Here is a 25,668-nt window from a genome sequence, read left to right as displayed (position 1 = left end):
AGATAGTCTCGCAAACCGCCAGCGGACCATCCGGTGCGGCTGCCAGCCACTAGAGCGGCCGGTCGCGCCGGAATTTAAGCACACCCCGATGCGGCGCAGTCTACCTAGGTATCCAACCGGATGTCTCCATTTGCCACCCGTTTCCTTGGAATCGCGCATGAATGCTCGCGAAGGAATGGTTAACTCGGGGGTTACCGCAAATGACGGCTTTGGCCATTAGCGATACGGTGAAGCGGCAGCATGTTGCCCTGGCCCAGCGGCTTGAGGCCTTGCTGGGGGCAAGCGGACATGGGCATGCCCGGATCCTGCGCACCGATCAGGATCCGGCACCGATCGGTCCGGCTCCGACATTGACGCTTGAACGCGCTGGCCAGCCACAGCTGCGCCGGCTCGACGGGCGCGGACGCTTTCACCTGACCTATCGCGATCCCTCGGGCGAGGCGAGTCTGGCTGCTGCCCTGGCCGCGCTGACTGCACCGGGTGCGCCGATTGCAGCCGATCCGGAGAGCCTTTCGGTTCTGGCCCTGGCTGAGCGGCTGGCCGCCAGCGAAATCCCCGTGCTGATCGCCGGGCCGACCGGCACTGGCAAGGAAGTGCTGAGCCGCTTCATCCATGAACATAGCCACCGCCGCGAAGGGCCGTTCGTTGCGGTCAACTGCGCGGCCATGCCCGAAGCCATGCTCGAAGCTCTGCTGTTTGGCCACCAGAAGGGCGCCTTCACCGGCGCCACCCAGGCCAGCGAGGGCTTCTTCCGGGCGGCGGACGGCGGCACCCTACTGCTCGACGAAATCGCCGAAATGCCCCTTTCACTCCAGGCCAAGCTGCTGCGCGCGCTGCAGGAAGGCGAGGTCGTGCCGATCGGTGCCACCCGGCCCATCAAGGTCGACGTGCGGATCATCGCCGCCGCCAACCGCGACCTGCCCAGCGAAGTTGCTGCCGGCCGGTTCCGTGAAGACCTGTTCTACCGCCTCAACGTCTTCCCCTTGGCGCTGCGCCCCTTGCGCGAGCGGCCCGAAGACATCGCCCCGCTGGCCTTCGCGATGGTGCTGCGCCACGCGCCGCAGGGTCGCACACTGCCCTGGCTCAGCGAAGCGGCGCTGGCAAAGCTTAAGCTCCACGCCTGGCCGGGCAATGTCCGCGAGCTGGAAAACGTTGTCCGCCGCGCACTGTTGCTGGCGGATGGTGCCGAAGAGATCGGTCCGGGGCAGATCCTGTTCGATCAGCCGGCACGGCTGGCCTCGGCCCCAGTGCTGGTTCAGGACCAGCCCCGCCGGCTTTCTGCGGTGGTGCAGCAGTCTGAAGCCGAAGCCATTATGGAAGTGCTGAGCGCCGTCGGCGGCAACCGCCTTGCCGCTGCCCGCGAACTTGGCATTTCCGAGCGGACCCTGCGCTATCGCCTGGCGGCCTTCCGTGACGCCGGTCTGGCCGTGGCAGGAGGCCGGCGATGAGCGGCATCGGCAGTATCGGCAACGCAGGCAGCGTTGCGCAAATCCTGGCGCTGCGTCAGCAGATCGTCGACCGCTCACAACTGCTCCAGCAGTTGCAGGCACCGGCGGCCCCGACCGAGACCCCCGCCACACCGGCGGGCGGGTTTGGTCAGGCACTGCAAGGCGCGCTCCAGCAGGTCAGCGAGGTCCAGAACAAGTCCTCGACCCTGACCGAAGCTTACGAAAAGGGCGAAGTGACCGATATCGCCAAGGTCATGCTGGCCCGCCAGGAAGCCGGGATCGCCTTTGAAGCGACCTTGCAGGTGCGCAATCGCCTGCTCTCGGCCTATTCCGAAATCATGCGGATGGGGGTCTGATAAATGGCTGATCTGGTTCCCGCGACCGTCCCGAACGCTTCGCTTGAGCGGCTGCGCGGCCTGGCCGCCCAGCCAGCACTGCGCCGTGCGGTGCCCTGGTTCGTCGGAGCCGGGGCTTTGGGCGTGGCTGCGCTCGCCTGGGCTATCGTTTCGGCCCCGCCGCAACGCCAGCTTTATGCCCAACTCGACGATGCTCAGCGCGCTGGGGTGGTGACTGCTCTTGATGGCGCAGGGATCGCTTATTCGATCGACAATTCGACCGGCGCGCTGACAGTGCCGGAAGACCAGCTCTATCGTGCTCGGATGGCAGTGGCCGCCGATGGCGCGCTCGCCGTACCGGATACGGCAGCTTCGCTCGACAACCTGCCGATGGGCGCCAGCCGCACACTGGAAGGCGAGCGGCTGCGCAGCGCGCGCGAACACGAGTTGATGCTGACAATCAAGGAGATCGACGGCGTCGAAAGCGTCCGCGTCCACCTGGCCGAGGGCAACAAATCGGTCTTCGTCCGCGACGATGCCCCGCCCAGCGCTTCGGTCATGGTCCGCATGGCGCGCGGGCGGACGCTGGCCGCCAGCCAGGTCGCCGCGATCGTCAACCTGGTCGCGGCCTCGGCCCCCGGGATGAGCCCCGATTCTGTGCGGGTGGTCGATCAGACCGGCCGGCTTCTGTCCGATCGCGAAACTGGCAAGGAAAACGACCGGCTGGAATTGCAAAGCCGGCTGGAAACCAAGCTGCGCGGACAGCTGGACCAGCTTCTTACCCCGATCCTTGGCCCCGGCCAGTTCTCGAGCGAGATCCAGATCGAGCTCGACATGGACGAGGTTACCTCGGCCCGCGAAAGCTATGACAAGCAGGGCGTGGTCCGTTCCGAAACACAGGCCCAGACCCAGGGTAGCACAGCTACAACAGGCGGAGTGCCCGGCGTGCTTGCCAACACTCCACCCCCGGCCACCACGCTTCAGCCAGGCGCACCGCAGCCAACCGTGCCGGGTGCCATCGCCGGCTCGTCGCCCTCAACCGAATCGAGCGCAAGCCGGACCTATGAGCTGGGCCGCGAAGTGGCGGTCAGCAATGCCGCACCGGGCAAGGTCAAGCGGCTCTCTGTAGCCGTAGCGATCAGCCAGGAAGCGATGAAGAAGCAAGGCCGGCCAACCGACATAGAGGCGATCAAGTCCCTGGTTAGCGCCGCAGTTGGAGCCGATCCGGCCCGCGGGGACCAGATTGCCGTGGTCGCCCGGCCATTCGAGCCGCCAGCCGACATTGCCCCGGCCTTCTACGAAGCGCCGTGGTTCCCACTGGCGTTGCGCAGCGGGCTGGGATTGATCGCCGTGCTGCTGGTGCTGTTCCTGGTGATCCGGCCGGTCCTGGGCGCGCTGAAGCGCCAGCCAGGAGGCAGCGCTGAAGGCGATAACGAGGCGCGCTCAATGCCTGGGCTTGCGCCGCCCCGGCCCGACGCTGAAACCAACGGTGCCGATCAGGCGCTGCTCGGCAAGCAGGTCGAATTGGCCCAGCGGCTCGTCGATGAAAAGCCCGAGGAAACCATCGTCGCGCTGCGGCGGATGCTCAAGCCCGCTGTCGGAGGCCAGTGATGACCGCCGCAACCCTGTCCGATGCCGAACGCGCCGCCGTATTGGTCATGCTGCTTGACGAGGGCAAGGCCGCGTCAATCCTGGGCCGGCTCGATCCGCAGGAATTGCAGGTGCTGGGCGAAAAGATGTGCGCGCTGGGCGACATCGGGCCCGACCTGATCCGGGACTCGATTGCCGGCTTCGTTAGCCAGGCCGACCGTCCTGGGATCGGCAGTGAGGACCGCCCGTGGCGTGTGCGCAGCTTGCTGAGTGAAGCGGTTGGCCCGGCCAAGGCGGAAAACCTGATGCAGCGGATCATGCCAGAGGGCGATACCGCAGGGCCGGCGATCGAGTTGGCTCGCTGGCTTAACGCCGATGCGTTGATCCCGCTGGTCGAACACGAACATCCCCAAGCGATCGCCGTGTTGCTGCTGCAACTGGAACCGGAAGTTGCGGCCGAGGTGCTGCGTGCGCTGCCGCCGGGGATCCAGCCGCAGGTCATGCACCGGGTCGCATCGATGGGCCCGGTCTCGGCCGAAGCGATCCAGCTGCTCGACAGTCTGCTCCAGGCGCGGATCTCCGCCAGCCATGGCCCGGCAGCGCTGACCATGGGCGGCCCGCGCGAGGCGGCCGACATCATCAACAATGCCGGCAAGGCGGCCGAGAAGCGGATCATGCCGGAGCTGACCCGGATCGACAAGGCGCTGGCCCGGACGATCGAGGGCGAGATGTTCAAGTTCGAGCATCTGTTCGTGCTCGATCCGCAGGCGATGGGTGCGCTGCTGCGCGAAGTGGAGAGCGAAGTGCTGATCGATGCCTTGAAGGGCGTCGAGGAACCGCAGCGCGAGGTGTTCTTCCGCGCCATGTCGAGCCGCGCTGCCGATGGTGTGCGCGACGAAATCGCTGCACGCGGCCGGCTCAAGCTGGCCGAAGTGCAGGAAGCGCAGCGCGCAGTCGTGGCCGCCGCGCGGCGTCTGGCTGCCGATGGTGTAATCCAGTTCGGGGCGGGCGGCGGGGACGACGAATATGTCTAGCCTGCCCTTCGCGGCGCTGGCGGGCGGCTCGGGTTTTTCCAGCGATCCGCGGTTCAGCCTGGCCCCGCCGCGACTGCGCGACCAATCAGCTGACCCGGTCGCCGAAGCCTGGGCCGATGGCCATGCCGCCGGGATTGCCGAAGCCCAGGCCGAAGCCGAGCTGCGCCGTGCCGAAGAAGCCGCTGCCCGCTCCCAGATCGAACTGGCCCTCGCCCGGCTCGATAGCGCCCAGCAAGAGGCCTTGCGCCAGCGGCTGGTCGAAACCGTCACCGCGCTGTGCGATGCCGCGCTGGCCCCGCTGGCGATCGACCCCGACCTGCTCGCCGAACGTGCCGCCCGCGCCGCCGCCATGCTGGCCCGGGCCGACGATGCCGCCGTGCTGCGGTTGCACCCTGATGATCTAAAACTGATTGCCGAGCGCCTGCCGCCGGGTCTGGCGACAGAGCCCGATCCGGCGCTGGAACGCGGCAATCTGCGGCTGGAAGGCCAGGCTGGCGGGGTTGAGGATGGTCCGCTGCAATGGCGCCGCGCGCTGGCCGAAGCGCTGGGCGCATGCTGAACACCTGTGCCAGCCTGCTGGACGAACTGGCCGAAGCGCCGCTCGATCTGGCGCCTACCCGCTATGGTCTTGTCACCGCCTGTGACGGCGGACTGCTGGAAGTCAGCGGCTTGAATGCCCCGGTTGGCGCGCTGTGCGAAGTGTCGCACGGCTTTGCGCCGCTGACCGCAGAAGTGATCGGTTTTCGCAACGGCCGCTCGCTGCTGATGCTACTGGGTGACACGGTCATGCTGCGCCCTGGTGCGCGCGTGCGAACGCGCGGCCAGCCCGGGATGATTCCGGTGGGTGAGTCTTACCTGGGACGCGCAGTCGATGGCTCGGGCCAGCCGATCGATGGCGGTCCGCCGCTCCATGCCCGCGCGCTCTGGCCCGCAGGCGGCAAACGTGCCGGCGCGCTTGATCGCAGTCCGGTGCGTGAGCCGTTCGATACTGGCGTACGCGCACTCAACGCACTGACCACGTTTGGGGTCGGCCAGCGGATCGGGATCATGGCCGGCTCTGGCGTCGGCAAATCGGTCCTGCTCGACATGATCGCGACCGGTGCCGAGGCGGAGATCATAATCGTCGGCCTGATTGGCGAGCGCGCCCGCGAGGTATCGGATTTTGTCGAACGACACATGCAGGGCAACAGGCGCGCCCGCACCGCCGTCGTCGCTGTGCCGGCGGATCACGCCCCCAACCTGCGGCTGCGCGGCGCAATGCTCGCGACGAGCCTCGCCGAACACTTCCGGGCCCAGGGTCGACAAGTGCTCCTCATCATGGACAGCTTGACCCGGGTTGCCCATGCAGGACGCGAGATCGCCTTGCTGCTCGGCGAGCCAGGCGCGGCGCGGGGCTATCCGCCCTCGGCCTTGGCGACGATCACCAAGCTGGTCGAGCGAGCCGGCAATTCCGCCGCCTCGGGCGGCTCGATCACGGGGCTCTATACAGTGCTGGCAGACGGGGACTCGCAGGACGATCCGGTGGTCGATACAGCCCGCGCAATCCTCGATGGCCATATCGTGCTCAGTCGTGACCTGGCCCAGCGCGGGCAGTATCCGGCGATCGACATCGCCGCTTCGCTGAGCCGCGTCATGGCCGATATCGCGCCATCCCGGCACCTCGAGCTGGCGCGACAATTTCGCGCACTGACTGCAAGTTACGAGGCAAACCGCGACTTGGTTCTGATGGGCGCCTATCGCCCCGGAGCTGATGCGCAGCTTGATCGGGCAATTGCCATGCACGAGCAACTGGTCGCCTTCCTTGCCCAGCCCGCACGCAGCAGGGTAACCCTGGAGGCAAGCCAGGCGGCTTTAGCCGAACTGCTCAGCGATGCGGCCTGAGGCGGCAAGGCTGCGCCGGCTGACCCGGCTAGAGCGGGTGCGCGCACTGGCCAAGCAGGATGCCCTGCGCGCCGCCGCGGAGGCAGAGGGGCACCTTGCTCAACTCAATGCTCTGGCCGAGCGCACCGCACGGATCGCTGAAGACTACCGCGCTCGCCGTGATTGCCAGACGGGCGCGGATCTCCAGCGGCTGACCGGCTTTGTCGAAGGGATCACCGCGATCGGCACCGCGACCACCCGGGATGCCGTCACGGCCCGCAGTCTTGCCGATCAGCGCCAGCAGGACCTTGCCCGCGCCGAACGCAGCCGCGCTGCCGTTGAGCAGCGTGTTGCAAGCGAGGCTCGGACCCTGGCGCAGCGCGGCCAGACGCCCGCTCTCGCCCCGCGCAAGGCACTTGGCACGGGACTTGAAGAGTAAGTCTGCGAACCCGCGAGAGGATCCGGACAAATGCTGCCAACTGCCGCCCTGCCAACGTTGATGACCGGTGCAACACCCATCGAAACGCCTTTGCCGAATGGCGCGCAGACCGCAGAAAACGGGGATTTCAACGCAATTCTTGCCGAAACCGCAGCCGTCCGGCCAGTGCCGCTCGAAAGCCTGCTCGAAGTAGCGCTCGATCCGGCAGCGGCAGTTCCGGCAGACGGCAAATTGCCGGAAAGCGGCAAGGATTTGCCGGATACGGCAGAGCCGGCCAGCGAGACCGAGACCGCGATACCGATCCTGGCCCTGCTGCCCTTGCCGATTGCCGCCGCAGGCCCTGCTGCGCCGCTCCAGCCCGCACTCGACCGGCCACTGCCGCCGGCCCAATCGCCGGTGCTCAACCCGCTGAACGTGGATCCGGACCAGCCGCTGCCGCGCCTTGCGCCGGGCAAGACGGCCAAGGGGCCGGCGCAGTCCGCTGCGCCAACCCTTCCGCAAGCCCCGCAGGTTGCCGCTGCTGAGCTGCCACCGGTTACCCTGCTGCGCGATGGCCCGCGTCAGGCGCCGCCGCCGCGGGTCGCTGCAACGCTCCGGCTGCTGGCCGAGGCGGAACCGGACAAGGGCACGATTGCCGCGCCAGAACTCCCGCTTACCGCCGCTGCGACAGCCACCCCGGCCCAGCAGCTGCCGTTCGTTTCGATCCCGGCCGCCGCGTCAGCCAACGCTCCAGCAACCGCGCCGACAGCCATGGCCGCCGGGCATGATTTTGCGCAAATGATCGACCGGCTGGTCGCGGCGCGCGAAAACACCCAGCCGCATGCCGCCACGCTGGCCCTGGCCCATGCCGATTTCGGCCAGGTTGAGCTGCGCTTCAACAGCGACACCAACGGGCTCTCGGTCTCGCTTGCCAGTGCCGATCCGGATTTCGCCCGCGCCGTCCAGGCTGCTGTCCCGCCGGTACAATCGAGCAGCGACAGCGCCGCGGCGCAAGGGCGCCAGCAGGGCCAGTCCGGATCGCAGCCGGAAAGCTCCGCCGGCCAGCAGCAGCATGGCCAGCAGGCTGCCGGGCGCGAACCGAATGACCGCTTCGTTGCCGCCAACCCTCGCCCGCGCAGCACCGAAAGCGGTGAGCGCGATGGCGGCATTTTCGCCTGAATTCAAGCAGCTTAAATACAGGATCTGACCATGAGTGAGAAGACCGAGACTCCGCCGGAAAAGAAGAAGGGCAAAGGCTTGCTGGTCAAGCTGATTGGTGCCGTGGTGCTGATCGGTGCCGGCGGCGGCGGTACCTTTGCCATGGTTCAGGCGGGCATGATTGGCGGCAGTCACGAGTCTGCAAAGAAGGAAGTCAACGAGCCCAAGTTGGTCCGCAAGGGCGAGGAAGACCCCTATGCGCCCAAGACCGAGGGCAAGGAAGGCGATGCGCCGGCCGACATCGAAGGCGAAGGCGGCAGCGAGTATCGCACCAGCTATTACAGCTTCACCGAGGACTTCACTTCGAACCTCAAGAACTCGGCCGCACTGGTACAGATCAACCTGGCTTGCTCGACCCGCCGTGATGGCCGCGTGCTGATGTGGCTCAAGAAGCATGAACTCGCGATCCGCAGCGAGATCCTGGTGGTGCTGGCCGATACGCCCGAGGAAGACGTCTATACGCCAGAAGGCAAGCAGAAGCTGCAGACCCGGCTGACCGGCGCCATCAACAAGGTGCTGACCCAGACCGAAGGCTTCGGCGGAGTCGACGCGGTCTACTTCAAATCGTTCCTGGTGCAGTGATGAGCCAGCCCCATCACCGCTTTGTCGCCGCCGGTCGCGCCGCGCAGCACTGCCCCGAACTGACCGCGCGCGGCCCTGGTCTGGCTGAACTGCGCGCCCGCTGGGCCGCGTTGGGCCCAACTCTGGCTGAAGCCCTTGCGCCGCGACTGGCGCCGCTGCTGGGCGGCAAGGATCCGCAGATCGCAGCAAGCCTGGCCGAGCGCCTGCCGACTTCGCTCGCAGCCCATGCGCTGATCGCCCGTGAAGGCTGCCCCGGCCTGCTGCATCTCGTGATCGACGGACCAGCATTGCTGCGGATCGTCGACCGCACTTTTGGCGGCAATGGCGCGGTGCCGCACCCGCTGCCCGAAAAGCTGCCGGCCTCGGCACTGATGCTGGCCCAGCGGATCGAGGCGCTGGCCTGCGCCGCGCTGGCCGAAGCCCTGCCCTGCGCCGCGGATGCCCTGGCCGTATACCACAGCGCCAAGCGCGCCACAGCCCTCCCCGCGAGCACCGAAGAGGCCGCCGTCTTGACCCTGAGCGTTGGCGAACCCGGCGGTGAAACTTGGCCGCTCACGCTTGCCCTGCCGGTTGCAGCGCTGGCGGGCTGGCTTGGCACCGCAGGCCGCACCCGGCGCAAGCCAGCCGGAGCGGCCGATCCGGCCGCGGCACCCTTTTCCGAAGTGCCGCTGCCGCTTAGCGCCACGCTGGTCGACATGCGACTGCCGCTGGCTGTGGCCGCCACGCTTGAGCCGGGCATGGTCCTGCCGGTCGCGGTCGCACGCGCCGTGCCCCTGGCCGCCGGCGGCAAGGTGATCGCGCGCGGAACGGTCGGTCACCAGGATGACCGCGTTGCCCTGAAACTCACCCAGATTGCCTGACAGGAACCAGACCCCATGACCATTCACACCCGCGGTTTCGATCTACTCAGGGAAGTCGACGTCCGCCTCTCGGTCGAACTCGGCAAGACCGACATGAAGCTGAAAGACGTCCTCGCGCTCGGCGAAGAATCGGTCGTCATGCTCGATCGGCTGACCGACGAACTGCTTGACGTCCTCGTCAACGGCAAGCTGATCGCGCGCGGCGAGATCGTCGCTGAAGGCAACCGCTTTGGCCTCCGCATCGTCGAGATGGCTGGTGGCCATGGCTCCGCCGAGGGAGAGGCCTGATGGGCTGGTACATCCTCAAGCTGGTCCTGCTGCTGCCGCTGATTGCCGGCCTCGCCTGGGGTTCGCTCAAGCTCGCGGCCAAGGCCCAGGCACGCCTTGCACCAGCCCCGCAGGGCGGCAAGGCCGTGCGGGTGATCGAGACGACCATGCTCTCCCCGACGCTGAAGCTGGCGGTGATCGAGTTCCACGGTCGCGAGATTCTTGTCTCAGCATCGCGCAATGGCCTGACCAGGCTGGCCGAAGCACCGGCGCGTGAGGTGCAGGCATGAGGTGGCTGTTCGCTCTGCCCGCATTGCTCCTTTCGACCGTCGCTCACGCCCAGGTTGCCGCCCCGGCCGCCGTGCCGGGGGCACTAGACCGGGCGTTTGGAGCAATCGGCGGCGCTCAGGGCTCGGGCCTTTCGCTTTCGCTACAGCTCCTGCTGCTGATGGGTCTGTTGACGATCCTGCCCGGCCTGCTGCTCATGATGACCAGCTTCACCCGGATCCTGGTCGTTCTGTCGATCCTGCGCCAGGCGCTGGGTTTGCAGCAAAGCCCGCCCAACCAGGTCCTGATCGGGCTGGCGCTGTTCCTCAGTCTGTTCGTGATGGCACCAACACTGGAACGGGTGAACCAGACCGCGATTGCCCCCTATAGCGCCGGTACGATCAATGCCGAGCAGGCGATTGCCAATGGCGGCAAGGAATTCCACGCCTTCATGCTGCGCCAGACCCGCAAGAGCGACCTGTCCATGTTCGCCGACATGGCCAAGGCCCCCAAGTTCGCCAAGGGCGAGGACGTGCCCTTCTCGATCCTGCTGCCGGCCTTCGTGACCAGCGAACTCAAGACCGCATTCCAGATCGGCTTCATGCTGTTCCTGCCCTTCCTGGTGATCGATCTCGTCGTCTCGTCGGTGCTGATGAGCCTTGGCATGATGATGATGAGCCCGACCATCGTAAGCCTGCCGTTCAAGTTGCTGCTGTTCGTGTTGGTCGATGGCTGGGCGCTGCTGATGGGCAGCCTGGCGGCAAGCTTCGGGTAGCAAGATGGACGACACCGCCGCTCTTCTCTCGCTGGCCGACCGGATGCTGTGGGTTACAGCTCTGGTTGCCGCGCCGGTGCTGCTCGCCAGCCTGGCTGTCGGGATCGTGATCGGGATCGTCCAGGCGGCGACCTCGGTCAACGAACAGACCCTGACCTTCGTTCCAAAACTCGGCGTAACCGCACTGGTGCTGGTGGTATTCGGTGCATCGATGCTGGGCCTGGTCGGCGATTTCACGCAGGAAATCTTTGCCGCCATCGCCGGGGGACCGCGATGATCGGCATGACCTTCGGCTTCGGCGCGCTCGAGGCCGAGCTGTGGAAGCTGGTTTTCGTAATGACCCGTTTGGGCGCAGCGCTGCTGGCTGCGCCGTTCTTCGGCGCCGGCACTGTGCCAGTCCAGCTGCGCGTCGCGATTACCGCGGCGCTGGCCGTGCTGGTCTGTGCCTGGATCCCGGTGCAGGTGCCAGCGGCGCTGTTTTCGGTCCAGGGACTGATGACGATCGCTGGCGAGGTTCTTGTCGGGCTAACGCTCGGCTTTGTCCTGCAGCTATGCTTCGCCGCGCCGGTCCTGGCTGCCGAACAGATCGGCGGCGCGATGGGGCTTAGCCTTGCCACCGCCGTCGACCCCGTTAGCGGCGCGCAATCGCCCGCGCTGGGGCAGTACTTCACCGTCCTGCTAACCTTGATCTTCCTTGGCCTGGGCGGGCATCTCCAGTTCATAGCCCTGGTAATCGACAGCTACACAGCCTTCCCGCCCGGGCAAACCTGGCTGGGGGCGGAACGGTTCGAAGTCGTCGTCGGCTTCGGGAGCGACCTGTTCGTGGCCGCCCTTGCCATTGCCCTGCCGGTCACGCTGGTCCTGCTGCTGGTCCAGGTGTTGACCGGGGTAATCAGCCGCTCGGCGCCGGCACTGAACCTTTTTGCGCTTGGCTTGCCGCTGGGCGTGCTCGCGGGTCTGGCCGCGCTGATCCTGGCCGTGCCGCTGCTGATCGAGCAGTTCGGCGATCTCTCCGTCCAAGGGCTTGAACAGGTCGGGAGCCTGCTGGCGCGATGAGCGGCGAGAAGACCTTTGATCCAACACCGAAACGCAAAGCGGACGCCGCCCAGAAGGGCGACGTTCTTCGCAGCCGCGAACTGGCAACGGCAACAGCCGTGTTGGTGGGCGCGGGCTGGCTGAAATTTGCCGGACCCTGGCTGTTTGCCGGGATGGAGCAAACGCTGCGCGCTGGATTCGTCTGGGATCGCCGCAGCATTGATGATTTTGCGCCGGGCCAGGCACTGCTCTCTGCCATGCTCGCCGTGGTGCCCCCGGTGCTAACGCTGGCCGGGCTGGTGCTGATCTTGACGCTGGCCGGCGCGCTGGCGGCGGGCGACGGTCGCTGGGTCGGAGGCAATGCCCTGCCCAAGGGCAGTCGGCTCGATCCGATGGCCGGGCTTAAGCGGATGTTCGGCGCAACCGGCTGGATCGAAGCCGGCAAGGGCCTGGTCAAGCTGGCCCTGCTGGGCGCGATTGCCTGGTACTGGGGGCAGGACTGGCTGGCCCGCCTGTTCGCGCTCGGCCGTGGTGCGGCGATCGGACCGCAGCTGGCGCTGGCCTGGGAGGCGATCACCGGCCTGCTGTTCGCCCTCTCGGGCGGCTTGGTCCTGATCGCCCTGATCGACTGGCCAGTGCAATGGCTGCGCCGCAACCAGCGACTGAAAATGAGCGCCGAAGAAATGCGCGACGAGCATAAAGAGGCCGAAGGCTCGCCGGAAAAGAAGATGGCTATCCGCAACAAGCAGCGCCAGCTGGCCATGGGCGGGGTAGCCAAGGCGATGCGCGAGGCGCAGTTCGTGCTGACCAACCCAAGCCACTTCTCGGTTGCGATGGCCTATGATCCGGCCAAGGCCTCGGCCCCGATCGTGCTGGCCAAGGGTCGCGGCGAAAAGGCGCTGGCGATGCGCGAACTGGCGGCCGAGCTGCAGGTGCCGACGCTGGAATACCCGGCGCTGGCCCGCTCGGTCTATTTCACCACGCGCGAAAACCAGGTTATCCGCGAAGAGCTCTACGCCGCTGTCGCAGGCGTGCTGGCCTTCGTGCTTTCACTGAAACGCGGGGAGCAGCCGCAACGGCCCGCAATCGAAGTGCCGGTAGCGCTGCGGTTCGACGCCGAAGGCCGACTGGACCCTGCCGCCCGGGCTTAACATTGGGCGCCGGTAGCCGTCCTGCAGGGCATGGTCACCACTAGCGCCACCAGTTCGATCGTCACGGCCCTCGGCGGCGGCAGCGGTATCGACATGGCCGCGCTCGCCCGGAACCTGTCCGAGGCGCAGTTTTCCGGTCGTCTTGCACGGATCGACAGCAGCAGTGAGCTGCTGGAGCGGCAGATCTCTACCGCCTCGACCCTCAAGAACCAGGTCACCCAGCTGGCCACCTCGATCGGCGATCGGGTCCGCACCGGCGATCTGTCCAGCCAGCCAATAATTGCCAATGGCGCTGTCGCCAGCGTCAGCCGCGGCGCGGTCAGCGGCAGCGGCAGCTACAGTCTGGAAGTCACCGCACTGGCGGCCAGCCAGACGCTGGTCAGCCCCGCAGTTGCCAGTGCCGGCACCGCGATCGGCGCGGGCACTCTGACCCTGCGGTTCGGGACAATCGCCGGCGGCACTTTCACCGCCGATCCGGCGCGCACAGACACCACTGTGACCCTGGCCCCGGGCGCGACGCTGGCTGATGCCGCTGCGGCGATCAACGCCGCCAATGCCGGCGTCACCGCCTATATTGCCGAGGGCGCGAACGGCGCGCAGCTGGTGCTGAAAGGCAGCGAGGGCGCGGCCAATGCCTTTGTCCTCGAAGCCAGCGAGGATCCTGGCAATCCGGGCCTGGCGACGCTGGCCTGGAATGGCACCCCCGATCCGGCCCGCCAGATTGCTGCTGCAGCCGATGCCGCTTTCAAGCTTGATGGCGTGGCGATGACCAGCAAGACCAACGTAATCGAGAATGTGGTTCCGGGTCTGTCGCTGCGGCTGACCGGTACCAACACCGGCGCGCCGACCTCGATCCGCTTCAGCGATCCGGGCAGCGCAGTAAGCACCTTCATGCAGGACCTGACTGCGGCGCTCAACGAGCTGGTGGCGACGCTGAACGAGGCCATCAATCCGCAGGGTGGCGACCTGGCCCGCGACAGCGGTGCCCGCGCGCTGCGCAGCGCCCTCTCGCAGCTGGCCAGCACCACGATCATGCCATCCGCCGCAACAGGTCAGCCGCGCACCCTGGGTGAGCTGGGTCTGGCCACCAATCGCGATGGCACCTTTCGGTTCGATACGGCCCGACTGACAGCAGTGAGCAAGGCTTCGCCCAATGGCGTCACCAACATGTTCACCACCGGGATTCACGGCGTCTTCGCCACGATCGACCGCCTGGCCCGCAATGCCAGCACCGCCAGCAATCCCGGCTCGCTGGGTGGCTCGCTGGCCCGCTTCACCGCGAAGAAGACCGATCTGACCGAAGAACGCAGCGCTCTGGCCGAAGCCCAGGAAACGCTGCGCGCCCAGCTGACCAAGCGCTTTGCGGCGGCCGACAGCCGGGTCGGCACTTCACGTTCGACGCTCTCGTTCCTGCAGGGTCAGATCGACGCCTGGAATGCGGGACGTAACTGATGCTGGCGCTGCGCAATCCACATGATGCCTATCGCCGGGTCGAATTCGACGCCCGAATTGCCAGTGCCCGGCCAGACCAGCTGGTGGCGCTGTGCTATCAGGAACTGGCCATGGCCCTTGGCAGCGCGGTTCGTGCGCACGAACGTGGTGACAACCAGCGCCGCAGCGAAGGGCTGACCCGCGCCCTGGCGGCGTTGACCGCGCTGCAACTGGGCATCGACAGCCAGGCCGCCGCCGCTGCCGCGCTCCAAGCATTCTACTCCGGATTGCGCCGGACGGTACTGAGCAGCGTGCCCCATTTCGACCCGGCGCGGCTGCTGGCGGCCAAAAAGGATGTCGAGGACGTTGCCGCCGCACTGGGCAGCCAAGTTGATCGCTCCATTCTGGAGGGATCGTGAGGCCCCGATTTCACTGGCTTTCGTTGTCCCAAATAGGGACTTTCCCTGACCATCCCGCTCGAATTCCGGAGCATTCCGGCGCGCGGTCAGCCGCAGCTTGGGTCAATATCCCTAGGCACAAACCACTAAGGGGGCACACTGATGGACAGACGCCGTACGATCGCCGTCGTTGATTGCAATTCGCGTCGCCGCGCCGCGATGACGCATGCCTTCTCCGGCAGCGGAATTCATGTCGAACCGTTCGAGACGATTGATGAACTGGCCGATGCCTGGCCGCGGGCCGAAGCTATCATGGTTGATGATAGCGGCGATGCCGTAGCCGATCTGGTCATGCTGATGGCCGAGAATGGTCGCTGGCTGCCAATCATCGCCTTTGCCGATGACCCTTCCACTGACCAGATCGTCAAGGCGGTGCTGGCAGGTGCGGTCGATTACCTGGCCTGGCCCTGTGATGCCGCCCAGGTGATCGGCGCACTGATCGGTGCCGAATCCACCGGCGCCGCTCTGGGCAGCCTGAAGCTGCGCGAAGCCCGCGCCCGCAGCCGCGTGCAGCGGCTGACCCGGCGCGAGCGCGAGGTCCTGGCCGGGGTCGCAATCGGGCTTTCGAACCGCCTGATTGGCGAGCAACTCGAAATCAGCCCGCGCACGGTCGAAATCCACCGCGCCAATATGCTGACCAAGATGGGGGCGCAGCACACCTCAGAGGCGATCCGGATCGCCATCGAAGCGTCCCTGGTGGCCTGACCGCCCCCCAAGACCACCCGACGGTCGGCCACGAACAGGTCCCCTTGTCCATCAGGACAAGGGGGCCTTCGCTTTTCCGGCATAGCGCAAGCCTTGCGCGACCCAAGAAAAAGGGGCTCCGGACCGAAGTCCGAAGCCCCTGGCGTCCCTCCCAGGACTAGTCGGCTAAACGCTTAGAACTTGATCCCGGCGGTAAGGCCGAAGCGACGCGGTTCGAGCGTGAAGATGTTGGTGTAGTTACCCGAGGACTGGTCGGTCACGTAGAGACCGGTGATGGCGTCCTTGTCGAACAGGTTCTGCACCCAGACGCGGGCAAACCACTTCTTGTCCGGACCGTCGATCTGGAGCTGAGCGTTCACCTGGGTGTAGCTCGGGATCTCGTTGATCGTGCCGTTGAAGATGTTGCCGAACGACTTGCCGGTGTAGATGAAGTCCGCACGCGGGGTGATCGTCAGGTTACCGGCCGGGATCTCGTACTGGGCACCAGCCGAGAACTTGTAATCCGGAGCACCGGGCAGCTTGTTGCCCTTGATGTTGACCGGAATACCCGACGAGTAGACGGTGACGCCGCCGAAGCCAGCCCCGACAGTCGGCGCAAGCGCACTGAGCGCGGCGCAGATGCTGAAGGCACCGGTCGAGTTCAGGCCGCTGCCGGCCGCAAACGGCGCGGTCGGCTGGAGGCCGGCCCCGGCGTTGCCCGTCACCGCACCGGCGTTGATCAGGGTGTTCACCTGGTTCACGAACCCGTTCACGCCGGCGGCGCTGTTGGTGTTCGAAGCCACGGCGCAGTTCGCACCGTTGGTGATGTCCTTGATGATCACGGCGTCGGCACGACCGGCCCCGAAGTCACGCGGGTTGGACAGAAGCTTGTCCTGCGAAACCTTGGTGTTCAGGTAGCTGGCGTTCATGTTGATCGTCAGCTCGCGGGTCGGACGGAAGATCGCTTCGGCTTCCAGACCCCAGACATTGGCGCTGACGTTGTCGTTGACCGAGGTACGGGCGACAATGCGCGACAGCTGGAGATCGTTGTACTTGTAGTAGAAGCCGGTGACGTTCAGCTGCACGTTGCCGAAGGTGTTCTTCGAACCCACTTCGAAGGCCGTGACCGTTTCCGGACCAAAGCCTTCCGGCACCGCGAAGACCGGCGACAGCGGCGGGTTGATACCACCCGACTTGTAGCCGCGCGAGAACGAGGCATAGACCAGGTTGTCCGGGGTGATCTGGTAATCCAGCACCGCACGGCCGGTCCATTCGCTGAACTTCACGTTACGGACCTGCCACAGCTCACAGCCGGTGACGTTGGCCGAAGTCAGGACACCACTGGTGGTGGTGCTGGTGATCGAGCAGGCCGTGGCCGGATCGGCATCGAACGGCTGGAGCCGCGAAGCCACCGGCGCGCCGGTCACCGCATAGCCGTAGATGTACGGCGATGCGAAGGCATCGGTCGAGCCATAGGGCACCAGGAAGTTGGCCAGGGTGGTGCGCGCCTTAACGGTCTTGTCGTCGTTGTTGTAGCGCAGACCCAGGGTCAGCTTCAGCTGATCGTTGAACTTGAAGTAGGCTTCACCGAAGATCCCGTAGGTCTTGATGTCGAGCTGATCGCTGTTGTTGCGATAGAACGGCGTGCCGAGGAAGCCCGGAGGCGGCGGCGTGGCACCGGGGATCGCAGCCAGACCAGCGCGGCCCAGGGCGTTGAACGAGCCGAGCAGGCCAGTCAGATAGTCGATGCCGAACGAGTTCACATAGTAGCTGTTCTCGCTCATCCCGCCCTTGCCGTAGATACCGCCAAGCAGGAAGTTGAACATGCCGTCCCAGTCGGACGACAGGATCATTTCAGCCGTCCAGCTTTCGGTATCCTGGTTCGAACGGTCGAAGTCCTGCGGGGTCTGCGAGCAGAGCCGCTGGCGGTTCGCACCGAAGGCGCCCATGCCGCTGGTTTCCGAAAGCGAGGTGCAGAGCACGCCGTTCGGACCGTTCGGGATCAGCGCCGAGGCAAGCGGCGAGAAGTAGGATGCCGGCAGACCCGGAATGCCGCCCGCGGCGGCTGCAGCCAGGGTGCCGAGACCACCCGCATAGATCGCGCGATTCTGGACCGAGTTGTTGTAGTCCTGCGAAGAGTCGACCTTGGTCTGCTGCCAGTTGCCGCTGACCTTAAGCTTCAGGCCGTTGCCCAGTTCCTGCTCCAGCGAGCCCTGGACGATCCATTCTTCCGCGAAGTACTGCGGAGTGTAGTCGGTGTTGACCACGCGCGGGTCGGCCGGGTTGACAGCGTTGGCGTAAACGTCCGGACCATAAAGGCTGCCAAGGCCGAAAGCCGCAGGAATGCCGTTCGCGGCGAGGAATTCGCGCGAGGTAAGCACGCCGACGAAGGTCGAGTTGGCATTGGTGGTCGAATTGTCGCGACGGCCGTTCAAGCAGCCCATCACGCCCGACGGGTCGCGCTGGCAGAGCTGCTTCTGGATGCGCATGCGATTGTCGCGCTCGTGGAAGTACTGCGCCATCAGGTCGATAGTGGTTGCCGAGCTCGGTTCGAAGCGGATCGAGGCACGAGCGCCCCACAGATCGCGGTCATCGATCTTGGAATTGTCGAACAGGTTGGTCGTGTAGCCTTCGCGGTTCAGATAGAAGCCCGCGAGGCGGACACCGACCGTATCGCCGATCGGCACGTTGACCATGCCCTTCAGCTTGAAGCTGTTATAGTTGCCATATTCGGCTTCAGCATTGGCCGACATGCCCGACAGGTCAGGCCGCGCGGTGCGGAAGTTGACCACGCCCGAGGTCGCGTTGCGGCCGAACAGGGTGCCCTGCGGACCGCGCAGCACTTCGATCTGGGCCAGATCGTAGAACTCGCTTTCGAACAGACGGGTCGCATAGAGCGGCGCGTCGTTCATGTGGATCGCGGTAGCGCTGTCGCAGGTAACGCCGACGCAGAGGTCGCCGATGCCGCGGATGGTGAAGCTGGAGCCGGTGAAGTTGCCCTTGGTGAAGGTGACGTTCGGCAGAGTGAGCTGCAAGTCAGAGGTGTTCTTGATCTGCTGCTTTTCGAGCGCTTCGGTATTGAAGGCCGAAACCGCGATCGGCACGTCTTGCAGACGCTGGTTGGAACGCTGCGCGGTAACGATGATGACGTTCTCGTCGTCGTTGTTATCCGTGCCCTGCGCATAGGCAGGAATTGCAATTGCACTGGCGCAGACGCCAGCCAGCAGGGTTAGCTTACCCCTCATCAGCCCACTCTCCTTTGTTGCCCGACCCTTTTCCCGGGCGGTTGCGCATACGAATAGAACACCGACTGCCGTTCTTGACAACAGGTTTTAATCGAATGGTTAGAACGGCTGGAAACCGTAGCGTAAGTGCCACACATTGGCGGGGCGCCAGCCGCAAAATTGCACGAAAGCGCGATTGCAAAGCGCCCGAAAGCCCCTAGTTTTCGCAGCCAACAGGTGGGGAGTCGCGATGGAGCAGGCAGCAGCGCCGGACGTGGCGCCACGATATCGTGCCTTCATCAGCTATAGCCATGCCGATGCTTCTTTCGCGTCCTGGCTGCACGGCCGGATCGAAGGTTACCGTCTCTCGGCCGGCGATTCAGGCCAGCGGGAACGGCTCGCACCGGTCTTTATCGATCGGGCCGAACTCCCTGCGGCTCCCGACCTGACTAACCAGGTACGCGAGGCGCTGGACCAGTCGGCTGCGCTGATCGTGATCGCCAGCCCGCAGGCCCGGGCCAGCCGCTGGGTTGATCAGGAGATCGCACTGTTCCGTGCGCTTCATCCTGATCGACCGGTGCTGGCTGCCTTGATTGCGGGTGAACCGGACGAGGCCTTTCCACTTGCGCTGACTGAATACCAGGGCCGCGTGATCGAGCCGCTGGCAGCGGATTTCCGCAAGCAAGCCGATGGCCGGCGGTTGGGCCTGCTGAAAATCATCGCTGGCCTGACCGGGCAACCGCTCGACCGGCTGGTCCAGCGTGACAACGTTGCCCGGCAGCGCCGCGTGATGGCGGTCACGGCTGCGGCAGTCTTGCTGAGTATAGTGCTGGCCACGCTGCTGGCCCTGGCGGTCCGCGCCAGAACCGAAGCGGAACGACAGCGTGCGAGCGCAGAGGGAATGGTTGAGTTCATGTTGACCGATCTGCGCAGCGAACTGAAAGGCGCGGCTGGCCTTGGCGTGATGGACAAGGTCAACGCGCGCGCGATGGCGCATTATTCACAGCAGGACCTCTCGGCTTTGCCGGCTGACAGCCTGACCCGGCGGGCCCGATTGCTGCAGGCGATGGGCGAGGACGAGGCCCAACGCGGCCGCTTTGCCGAGGCTCAGAACAAGTTCGAGGAAGCCGCCCGCACCACTGCTGCAGTACTGGCACAGCAGCCCGATGACCCCGCAGCGATCTTCGCCCATGCCCAGAGCGAGTTCTGGACCGGGTATGCCGCCTGGCAGCAATCTGACCTGCCCACGACCGCACGGCATTGGGGGGCCTACCTGGCCCAGGCCAAGGCGCTGGCCGCGCGCGAGCCGGGCACGCTGCGTTCGCTGACGGAGCTTGGCTATGCCCACGGCAATATGTGCGAACTGACGCAAGCCCAGACCAAGAACCCCGGCCAGGCCCTGCCGTGGTGCGAACAGGCGACCGACTATATGCGGCAAGCAGCCCGCCTGCCGGCAGCGACGCGGCAGAACAAGCTTGATCTCGCCAACCGCCTGGGCTGGCAAGCCGATGTACTCGGCAGGAGCGGAAAGCATGACCAGGCCATCGCCTTGAGAGTTGAGGAAGCGGCGCTGCTGAGTGCGATGCTGCAACGCGAGCCTGACAACCTTCAGTTGCGCGAGCGCCGCCTGTGGCCCGAGATCGGTATCGCGAACGAGGAACTAGCGGCAGGTCGGCTGGACAAGGGATTTGCCCGCGCCAAGCAGACGCTGGCGGCCTATGCCAAACTTGCCGCTGATCGGCCGGATGATCGGGCACTTACGGCGCAACAGCTGCGCATGGCCGTGATTGCCGCCAAGGCCGCAATCGCTGCAAGAAGACCAGAAGCCGCTGCCTTCTCGCGCGAGACCGAAGGCTTTTATGCGCTGCTGCGTCGCAGTTATCCGGACAAGGAATTGACCCGCTTCAATCGCATGATGGCCCAGATCGACCAGAAAGAAAACAAATGAGCAATCCGAATACCCTTGGCGATGGCACCACCCGCGGCATCGATCCGCACGATCTGGGTCGGCGCCCCGCCAATGTGCCTTTTGTACCGGCCTACATCACAGTGATACGGATCGACTCGCCCGGCGCGTGGCGGATCAGCGCCAACCACGCGAGCTTCGCGATTGACGATCCGGCCCGGAACACGCCGGATGCCCGGCTCGCGCAGGCGCTCCGCGTTCTCAAAAAGGTGATCTCCAATGGCGGCGGGAACCGCAAGAAGCTGTCCGAATTGCGCCCCGGCCAGCCCAATGCCGAAGCCAAGCTATATCGTCGCACCGACGGCACATACGACCGCGATGACTTCGTCGACCTCAGCTTCAATAGCCAGCATGAGATCTTCGTCTATTACGACAGCGCCGACGTCACGCTGGACAATGACCTGCTGATCTCGTTCGGCCCGGCACTTAGCAATGGCAGCCCAGCTGCCGGCAACGACAGCTTCTTTGTCTCGCGCGTCGATGACAGTCGGCTCGACGGGCCTCTCAAGGGCAAGCTGATCCGGATCGAGAATTACGACACGATGTTCAATGGCGGTGCCTTCACCCCGCGCCCAACCGACGACGCCAGCAAAGCCGCCAAGTATTCTTTGAGTTATCACGTCATCCTGCCGGGGCGGCAGCCGCTGCCGATCGTGATCGATCCCGATACGGGCAATGGCATGGGCGGCCAGCCCTGATGCAGCCGGTCCGGCCATCCCTGCCAGCACTGGCTGCCATGACCCGCGCCGGAGCCAGCGCGCGGGCCTGGGAGCTGTTCGTGGCGAACGGCTGGGATAGCCGGACTGACGATCCGGCTGCACTCTCGCTCAAGGGACGGCTGCTCAAGGACCGAGCGCGGGCGTGCTCCGGAGCCGAGCAGTCCAGCCTGTTTGCCGCGGCGGCCGACGCCTATGCCGCTGCCCATGCACTGGCACCCGCGCCCTACCGCGCGATCAACGCCGCCACCGCCCGTCTGCTGGCTGGCGATCCAGCCGGCGCAGCAGCAGGCGCAAGTGTGGTCCTGGCGCTGCTTGACCAGGCTGGTCCGGCCACGGACACGGCCTATTACCTTGCCGCCACCCGGGCCGAAGCCTTGCTACTGCTGGGCGATCAGACGGGTGCCCAACGGGCCCTGGCCGAGGCTGCCGCTGCCGATCCCGACGGGTGGGAAGACCGCACCGTCACTTTGGGCCAGATGCGCGAAATTCTAAGAGTCCAGGCCGCGGAAGCGCCCTGGCTCAGCCGTTTTGCCCCGCCCGCGAGCCTGCATTTTGCCGGACATATGGGGATCTTAGCCGGGGGCAGCGGCGAAGCGGCGCTGGCCCAGGCGACCGACGGCCTCCTGGCGCAGTATGATGTCGGGTTTGGCTGGGGCGCACTGGCCGCCGGCTCTGACATCGTCATCGCCGAGCGGCTGGTGGTACTTGGCGCCGAACTCCATGTCGTCCTGCCCTGCCCGCCGCAATGCTTCGCGGACCAGTCGGTCGCCCCGGCCGGCGGTGACTGGCTGAAGCGCTATGACCGCCTGCTTCAGCAAGCGGCATCGCTGCGCGTGGCCGGGCGCAGTCCGGCCACGGTGCACGATCCGTTGGCAACAGCCCAAGCCGGGATCCTTGCGATTGGCGGTGCCTTGCTCAACGCCCGGCGGCTAGGTGCGGCTTGCCTACAAATGCTGGTCGAGGACGAGGCCGGTGGTGGGCCCAACACCGCCCGCCAGGCGGCCCTGTGGCCCGCCGGCACGCAGGGGCAGGAGCGCGTGCGGATTGCTCGCGATGCCGCAGTAGAGGCGCTGTTCCGGCCCGAAGCACCCGATCCGGCACGGCGATTGATGACCCTGGTGGCGATTGGCACCGACCTGCCGGGGACGGCCACATCCTCGGCAGTGCTGGCCCCGCTGATCGACCAGGTGGCAGGGACGATCGCTGCGGCCGCCCTCCCCGCCGGTGCGATTCGGAGCGGTCCAGGCCGCTGGGACCTGCTGCTGGAGGACCGCGACCAGGCCCTTGCACTGGTCGCCGCGCTGCTCGCCCTACCGAGCGGGTCGCCGGCGATTGGCGTCCACCAGGCGATCGTGACCGTGATTGACGATCCGGCCAGCAGTACCAGCGTCGCTTACGGGCCCGAGAGTGACCGGGCGGGCGAATTGCTGGCCATGGCGCCAACAGGCACGGCGCTGGCTTCCGACGCGCTGGCGGTTGTGTTGGCCGTCGCGCCTTTTGCAGCCCTGCGCAGCGAGCTCTATCACCTTGGCGATGCCGAGACCGGCGGACCGGTCCACATGCTTCTGCCCAGCGCCTAGTAGATCATTTCTTCCAGCCGGTGCGGCGCGATCACCGCCAGCCCGCCATCGCGGCGCTGAATGATCCCGCGCCGCTCCAGCTGCGAGACTGTGCGCGAGGCGGTTTCGCGAGTTGATTGGACCCGTTGGGCCAGCTCCGCCAATACCGGCAGCGGGCGGATTACGCCGTCTTCCGACTTGCGTGATAGCCGCAGCAGTTCGGCGCAGATGCGGCCCGTTGCCGAAAGCAGGGTCGCCTCAACCATGCGTTGGCGGATCATCGCCAGCCGCCGCGCCAGTTGCCGCGCGACGGCCATCGCCACTCCGCCATAACTTTCCATCAGCCGCAACATGGTGTCTTCGCCGTAATGCAGGGCATGACCGTCGCTCAGCGCCTCGACCTGAATGTCGCCGCCATGGTCGATCAGGTTGCCATAGAATTCGCCCGGGCCGAATTGGTGCAGCACCAGTACGCCGCCTTCACGGCCATAGGCAGCCTCCTGCGCGAGCCCTTCCAGCAGCAGCGAAGTTTCTTCACGATCCGGCAGGGGATAAAGCACCTGCCCGCGTCCGTGCCGCCCGCCGCGACCGAGCCCACTGATCGTATGCGCCAGCGCCTCGCCGCAGCCAAATGCCGCCGCGATGATTGCTAGCTGACTGGAGACCGGTTTGGCCGGTTGCATCTGGGGACCCCTGCTATCGCCTCAAAAAGGCGTAATCTCAGCCCGGATTGCAAGGGAAAACCTGCATAGGCCAGCGCTATCGCGCAACCCCCACGGCTACACCCGCCGGCGGAAGCCGTGGCTCTCCAAGCACAAATTTGCCCAGCGCGCCTGGCGGCAGATCGACAGACTCTGTTCCATAATTGAAGGCGAAGACCAGATTTCCGGTCCGTCGCAACCGCAGCCCTTCCGGGAGCGCGATGCAGTCTAATCCCGCGTTCGCAGCCACACTTGCGATCACCTGCTCGATCTGGGGATCGATTGGATAACGTGAGACGTAGTAAAGCTGGCCATGCCGGAAGATTCCGGGGCCTGCCTCGTCCAGCCCGGTCTCGACCTGCTCAAGCCACTCGCACGGCTGGCCGCGCAGGCTTTCAACCCGCACCACCTTGAGCGGCAGCAGCGACTGGAGCGGCCCAGGCGGCAGCTCTGCCGGAATGGCAAAGTCGGCCGTCTTGCTGCCGGCGCGAGCCCCGAACACGACCGGCGCGGACAGACCAGTCAGGCTGGCCACAAAGTCCGCGCTACAGATCGGCTGGCACGGCACCACCACCAGAGCATAGCCGGCAATGTCCGTCCCGGGCCGGACAATATCGATGTCCAGCCCCAGCCGCCGCAGCAGCGAGTAATACTCGAACGCTACCCGCAGCGCAGAAAAGCCCTGGCCCTGCGGCAGGATGTCGGTCACCCAGGCTGCGGTATAGTCAAAGACCAGCGCGACACGCCGCGGCGGCGGACCGGGATCGGGCAGCGCGGCGATCTCGGCGGCGACCGTTCGTGCTTCATGCGCGCCCTGGTCATCCACGCTGTCCGGACGGAGCAGCCCGGCATGCATCTGTTCCTGCGCAAAGGGTGCCTGGCGCCAGCGGAAATAGCTGACCAGTTCGGCACCATGAGCCATCGCCTCAAGAGTCCACAGCCGCACCATTCCCGGTAGCGGCGCCGGATTGTAGCGCGCCCAGTTCACTGGCCCAGGCTGCTGTTCCATCACCCACCAGCGCCCTTCGCGTTGGCAGCCGCGATAGAGATCGTGGTGGAAGGCGGCGATATCGGGATGGCCCTGCCGCTGGTACCGCCGCTTCTCCTCAGGCGAAAACCAGAACTGCTCCAAGAAACCCAGCGGATAGCTGTCCCAGCTCACCACATCGAGGTCATCGCCCACCGCATGGTGATCGAACTGGGTGAAGAAGCCCATGAAGTTGTGGACCACGTCACGGCCGGGTGAATGGCGCCGCAGGATTGCAACCTGCCGGCGGTTAAACTCTGCCACCTGGTGCGAAGAGAACCGCCGGAAGTCCAGCTCGTGCGCCGGATTGGCCTGAGTCACGGTCAGGTTGGGCAGCTCAATCTCGGCAAAATCGCGGTATTCCATCGACCAGAAGACATTGCCCCAGGCCTGATTCAGCGCCGCGATCGTCCCATGCTTTCGGCGCAGCCATTCGCGGAACCCATCGCGCGCCGCAAGCGAATAACTCACCGCCGTATCGTGGCAGCCATACTCGTTGTCCGTCTGCCAGGCGACGATCGCCGGGTGCTGGCCATATCGCTCGGCCAGCTGCGTCACGATCCGGTCGCATTCCCCGGCATAGCCCGCATGGCTGAAGCAATAGTGCCGCCGCGATCCAAAGCCGCGCGGATGGCCACCGGCATCCAAAGCGATCATCTCGGGCATGCTATCAACCAGCCACTTGGGCGGCGTCGCGGTCGGTGTGCCCAGAATCACCTTCAGCCCGGCATCGCCCAGCACTTCCAGCGCGCGGTCAAGCCAATCCCACTCCAGCCGGCCTGGTTCCGGCTCGATCCGGCTCCAGGCAAATTCGCCGATCCGGACATGCGACAGCCCCATTTCGCCCATGCGCCGCGCGTCATCAGCCCACCATGTCTCGGGCCAGTGTTCGGGATAGTAGCAGACGCCCAGCTTCATCGCGCCTTACTGGCGGTGCACGGAATGCTTGGCAAGCTGCCCGCAACGACCTTCACTTTGACCTTTCCGATTCTCTCCATCATGCACTGACAGCCCGACGAATCTTCTTTTGCCAAGATCGCCGGTGGTGCATAAAGGGAA

Annotated in this window: 25 protein-coding genes; 22 read left to right on the top strand and 3 right to left on the bottom strand. The window is 65.8% G+C overall.

Annotation, left to right across the window (positions count from 1 at the left end; genetic code table 11):
* Positions 1-200: 200 nt before the first annotated feature.
* From FRF71_RS09415 to FRF71_RS09325, 19 genes are all read left to right on the top strand, one after another.
* Positions 201-1,448, top strand: a complete 1,248-nt coding sequence (locus FRF71_RS09415) for a sigma-54 interaction domain-containing protein (protein ID WP_147090417.1) — start codon at positions 201-203, stop codon at positions 1,446-1,448.
* Entirely contained in the window at positions 1,445-1,804 is a 360-nt protein-coding gene (gene fliE, locus FRF71_RS09410; protein WP_147090416.1) for a flagellar hook-basal body complex protein FliE, read from the top strand. The genes FRF71_RS09415 and fliE overlap by 4 nt, the downstream gene beginning before the upstream one ends.
* A gap of 3 nt (positions 1,805-1,807) precedes the next feature.
* Positions 1,808-3,394, top strand: coding sequence for a flagellar basal-body MS-ring/collar protein FliF (gene fliF / locus FRF71_RS09405; RefSeq protein WP_147090415.1), 1,587 nt, complete (start codon positions 1,808-1,810; stop codon positions 3,392-3,394).
* Positions 3,394-4,407 carry a flagellar motor switch protein FliG gene (locus FRF71_RS09400; RefSeq protein ID WP_147090414.1) on the top strand — a complete coding sequence of 338 codons (1,014 nt, stop codon included), beginning with the start codon at positions 3,394-3,396 and terminating at the stop codon, positions 4,405-4,407. The genes fliF and FRF71_RS09400 overlap by 1 nt, the downstream gene beginning before the upstream one ends.
* Positions 4,400-4,966, top strand: coding sequence for a FliH/SctL family protein (locus FRF71_RS09395; RefSeq protein WP_147090413.1), 567 nt, complete (start codon positions 4,400-4,402; stop codon positions 4,964-4,966). Before FRF71_RS09400 ends, FRF71_RS09395 begins: the two co-directional genes overlap by 8 nt.
* Positions 4,960-6,288: a FliI/YscN family ATPase gene (locus FRF71_RS09390; protein ID WP_147090412.1), complete on the top strand. Its 1,329-nt coding sequence runs from the start codon at positions 4,960-4,962 to the stop codon at positions 6,286-6,288. Before FRF71_RS09395 ends, FRF71_RS09390 begins: the two co-directional genes overlap by 7 nt.
* Positions 6,278-6,706 carry a hypothetical protein gene (locus tag FRF71_RS09385; protein WP_147090411.1) on the top strand — a complete coding sequence of 143 codons (429 nt, stop codon included), beginning with the start codon at positions 6,278-6,280 and terminating at the stop codon, positions 6,704-6,706. The genes FRF71_RS09390 and FRF71_RS09385 overlap by 11 nt, the downstream gene beginning before the upstream one ends.
* A 30-nt stretch (positions 6,707-6,736) precedes the next feature.
* Positions 6,737-7,864 (top strand): hypothetical protein, encoded by a 1,128-nt coding sequence (locus FRF71_RS09380; protein WP_147090410.1) that lies wholly within the window; start codon positions 6,737-6,739, stop codon positions 7,862-7,864.
* Positions 7,865-7,894: 30 nt separating this feature from the next.
* Positions 7,895-8,485 carry a flagellar basal body-associated FliL family protein gene (locus tag FRF71_RS09375; protein WP_147090409.1) on the top strand — a complete coding sequence of 197 codons (591 nt, stop codon included), beginning with the start codon at positions 7,895-7,897 and terminating at the stop codon, positions 8,483-8,485.
* Entirely contained in the window at positions 8,485-9,345 is an 861-nt protein-coding gene (locus tag FRF71_RS09370; RefSeq protein ID WP_147090408.1) for a FliM/FliN family flagellar motor switch protein, read from the top strand. The genes FRF71_RS09375 and FRF71_RS09370 overlap by 1 nt, the downstream gene beginning before the upstream one ends.
* A gap of 15 nt (positions 9,346-9,360) precedes the next feature.
* Positions 9,361-9,633, top strand: a complete 273-nt coding sequence (gene fliN / locus FRF71_RS09365; protein ID WP_147090407.1) for a flagellar motor switch protein FliN — start codon at positions 9,361-9,363, stop codon at positions 9,631-9,633.
* Positions 9,633-9,902 (top strand): flagellar biosynthetic protein FliO, encoded by a 270-nt coding sequence (locus FRF71_RS09360; RefSeq protein WP_147090406.1) that lies wholly within the window; start codon positions 9,633-9,635, stop codon positions 9,900-9,902. Before fliN ends, FRF71_RS09360 begins: the two co-directional genes overlap by 1 nt.
* Entirely contained in the window at positions 9,899-10,654 is a 756-nt protein-coding gene (fliP, locus tag FRF71_RS09355) for a flagellar type III secretion system pore protein FliP (RefSeq protein WP_147090405.1), read from the top strand. Before FRF71_RS09360 ends, fliP begins: the two co-directional genes overlap by 4 nt.
* A 4-nt stretch (positions 10,655-10,658) precedes the next feature.
* Entirely contained in the window at positions 10,659-10,931 is a 273-nt protein-coding gene (locus tag FRF71_RS09350) for a flagellar biosynthetic protein FliQ (protein ID WP_147090404.1), read from the top strand.
* A gap of 5 nt (positions 10,932-10,936) precedes the next feature.
* Positions 10,937-11,710: a flagellar biosynthetic protein FliR gene (gene fliR, locus FRF71_RS09345; RefSeq protein ID WP_337678482.1), complete on the top strand. Its 774-nt coding sequence runs from the start codon at positions 10,937-10,939 to the stop codon at positions 11,708-11,710.
* Positions 11,707-12,840, top strand: a complete 1,134-nt coding sequence (locus FRF71_RS09340; protein ID WP_147090402.1) for an EscU/YscU/HrcU family type III secretion system export apparatus switch protein — start codon at positions 11,707-11,709, stop codon at positions 12,838-12,840. The genes fliR and FRF71_RS09340 overlap by 4 nt, the downstream gene beginning before the upstream one ends.
* Positions 12,841-12,870: 30 nt before the next feature.
* Positions 12,871-14,292: a flagellar filament capping protein FliD gene (gene fliD / locus FRF71_RS09335; protein WP_147090401.1), complete on the top strand. Its 1,422-nt coding sequence runs from the start codon at positions 12,871-12,873 to the stop codon at positions 14,290-14,292.
* Positions 14,292-14,690: a flagellar protein FliS gene (locus FRF71_RS09330; RefSeq protein WP_147090400.1), complete on the top strand. Its 399-nt coding sequence runs from the start codon at positions 14,292-14,294 to the stop codon at positions 14,688-14,690. Before fliD ends, FRF71_RS09330 begins: the two co-directional genes overlap by 1 nt.
* Positions 14,691-14,831: 141 nt before the next feature.
* Entirely contained in the window at positions 14,832-15,434 is a 603-nt protein-coding gene (locus FRF71_RS09325; RefSeq protein WP_147090399.1) for a response regulator transcription factor, read from the top strand.
* Positions 15,435-15,607: 173 nt separating this feature from the next.
* Here FRF71_RS09325 and FRF71_RS09320 read toward each other — a convergent pair whose 3' ends face one another.
* Complete coding sequence (locus FRF71_RS09320) at positions 15,608-18,658, bottom strand: TonB-dependent receptor (protein ID WP_147090398.1); 3,051 nt, start codon at positions 18,656-18,658, stop codon at positions 15,608-15,610.
* A 229-nt stretch (positions 18,659-18,887) separates the two neighbouring features.
* Between FRF71_RS09320 and FRF71_RS09315 the strand changes: the two genes are divergently transcribed.
* Genes FRF71_RS09315 through FRF71_RS09305 form a run of 3 tightly spaced genes read left to right on the top strand, consistent with a single transcriptional unit; the run spans position 18,888 to position 22,902 of the window.
* Complete coding sequence (locus tag FRF71_RS09315) at positions 18,888-20,585, top strand: toll/interleukin-1 receptor domain-containing protein (protein WP_147090397.1); 1,698 nt, start codon at positions 18,888-18,890, stop codon at positions 20,583-20,585.
* Positions 20,582-21,301 (top strand): hypothetical protein, encoded by a 720-nt coding sequence (locus FRF71_RS09310; RefSeq protein ID WP_147090396.1) that lies wholly within the window; start codon positions 20,582-20,584, stop codon positions 21,299-21,301. The genes FRF71_RS09315 and FRF71_RS09310 overlap by 4 nt, the downstream gene beginning before the upstream one ends.
* A complete protein-coding gene (locus FRF71_RS09305) occupies positions 21,301-22,902 on the top strand; it encodes a tetratricopeptide repeat-containing protein (RefSeq protein WP_161597928.1) in 1,602 nt (533 codons plus the stop codon). The genes FRF71_RS09310 and FRF71_RS09305 overlap by 1 nt, the downstream gene beginning before the upstream one ends.
* Here FRF71_RS09305 and FRF71_RS09300 read toward each other — a convergent pair.
* Together FRF71_RS09300 and FRF71_RS09295 are read right to left on the bottom strand one after the other, a co-directional pair.
* On the bottom strand, positions 22,899-23,564 hold the full coding sequence (locus FRF71_RS09300; protein ID WP_147090394.1) for a Crp/Fnr family transcriptional regulator: 666 nt from the start codon (positions 23,562-23,564) through the stop codon (positions 22,899-22,901). The genes FRF71_RS09305 and FRF71_RS09300 overlap by 4 nt on opposite strands.
* Before the next feature lie 76 nt (positions 23,565-23,640).
* Positions 23,641-25,527 (bottom strand): beta-galactosidase, encoded by a 1,887-nt coding sequence (locus FRF71_RS09295; protein WP_147090393.1) that lies wholly within the window; start codon positions 25,525-25,527, stop codon positions 23,641-23,643.
* Positions 25,528-25,668 lie beyond the last annotated feature (141 nt).

The organism is Novosphingobium ginsenosidimutans, from assembly GCF_007954425.1.
Classification (GTDB): domain Bacteria; phylum Pseudomonadota; class Alphaproteobacteria; order Sphingomonadales; family Sphingomonadaceae; genus Novosphingobium; species Novosphingobium ginsenosidimutans.
The sequence above is the reverse complement of the archived record's forward strand: the minus strand, read 5'-3'. Positions and strand labels throughout refer to the sequence as shown.

Coding starts and splice junctions, on each gene's coding strand:
- FRF71_RS09415 (WP_147090417.1), top strand. CDS start 201: ATGACGGCTTTGGCCATTAGCGATACGGTGAAGCGGCAGCATGTTGCC.
- fliE (WP_147090416.1), top strand. CDS start 1,445: ATGAGCGGCATCGGCAGTATCGGCAACGCAGGCAGCGTTGCGCAAATC.
- fliF (WP_147090415.1), top strand. CDS start 1,808: ATGGCTGATCTGGTTCCCGCGACCGTCCCGAACGCTTCGCTTGAGCGG.
- FRF71_RS09400 (WP_147090414.1), top strand. CDS start 3,394: ATGACCGCCGCAACCCTGTCCGATGCCGAACGCGCCGCCGTATTGGTC.
- FRF71_RS09395 (WP_147090413.1), top strand. CDS start 4,400: ATGTCTAGCCTGCCCTTCGCGGCGCTGGCGGGCGGCTCGGGTTTTTCC.
- FRF71_RS09390 (WP_147090412.1), top strand. CDS start 4,960: ATGCTGAACACCTGTGCCAGCCTGCTGGACGAACTGGCCGAAGCGCCG.
- FRF71_RS09385 (WP_147090411.1), top strand. CDS start 6,278: ATGCGGCCTGAGGCGGCAAGGCTGCGCCGGCTGACCCGGCTAGAGCGG.
- FRF71_RS09380 (WP_147090410.1), top strand. CDS start 6,737: ATGCTGCCAACTGCCGCCCTGCCAACGTTGATGACCGGTGCAACACCC.
- FRF71_RS09375 (WP_147090409.1), top strand. CDS start 7,895: ATGAGTGAGAAGACCGAGACTCCGCCGGAAAAGAAGAAGGGCAAAGGC.
- FRF71_RS09370 (WP_147090408.1), top strand. CDS start 8,485: ATGAGCCAGCCCCATCACCGCTTTGTCGCCGCCGGTCGCGCCGCGCAG.
- fliN (WP_147090407.1), top strand. CDS start 9,361: ATGACCATTCACACCCGCGGTTTCGATCTACTCAGGGAAGTCGACGTC.
- FRF71_RS09360 (WP_147090406.1), top strand. CDS start 9,633: ATGGGCTGGTACATCCTCAAGCTGGTCCTGCTGCTGCCGCTGATTGCC.
- fliP (WP_147090405.1), top strand. CDS start 9,899: ATGAGGTGGCTGTTCGCTCTGCCCGCATTGCTCCTTTCGACCGTCGCT.
- FRF71_RS09350 (WP_147090404.1), top strand. CDS start 10,659: ATGGACGACACCGCCGCTCTTCTCTCGCTGGCCGACCGGATGCTGTGG.
- fliR (WP_337678482.1), top strand. CDS start 10,937: ATGACCTTCGGCTTCGGCGCGCTCGAGGCCGAGCTGTGGAAGCTGGTT.
- FRF71_RS09340 (WP_147090402.1), top strand. CDS start 11,707: ATGAGCGGCGAGAAGACCTTTGATCCAACACCGAAACGCAAAGCGGAC.
- fliD (WP_147090401.1), top strand. CDS start 12,871: ATGGTCACCACTAGCGCCACCAGTTCGATCGTCACGGCCCTCGGCGGC.
- FRF71_RS09330 (WP_147090400.1), top strand. CDS start 14,292: ATGCTGGCGCTGCGCAATCCACATGATGCCTATCGCCGGGTCGAATTC.
- FRF71_RS09325 (WP_147090399.1), top strand. CDS start 14,832: ATGGACAGACGCCGTACGATCGCCGTCGTTGATTGCAATTCGCGTCGC.
- FRF71_RS09320 (WP_147090398.1), bottom strand. CDS start 18,658: ATGAGGGGTAAGCTAACCCTGCTGGCTGGCGTCTGCGCCAGTGCAATT.
- FRF71_RS09315 (WP_147090397.1), top strand. CDS start 18,888: ATGGAGCAGGCAGCAGCGCCGGACGTGGCGCCACGATATCGTGCCTTC.
- FRF71_RS09310 (WP_147090396.1), top strand. CDS start 20,582: ATGAGCAATCCGAATACCCTTGGCGATGGCACCACCCGCGGCATCGAT.
- FRF71_RS09305 (WP_161597928.1), top strand. CDS start 21,301: ATGCAGCCGGTCCGGCCATCCCTGCCAGCACTGGCTGCCATGACCCGC.
- FRF71_RS09300 (WP_147090394.1), bottom strand. CDS start 23,564: ATGCAACCGGCCAAACCGGTCTCCAGTCAGCTAGCAATCATCGCGGCG.
- FRF71_RS09295 (WP_147090393.1), bottom strand. CDS start 25,527: ATGAAGCTGGGCGTCTGCTACTATCCCGAACACTGGCCCGAGACATGG.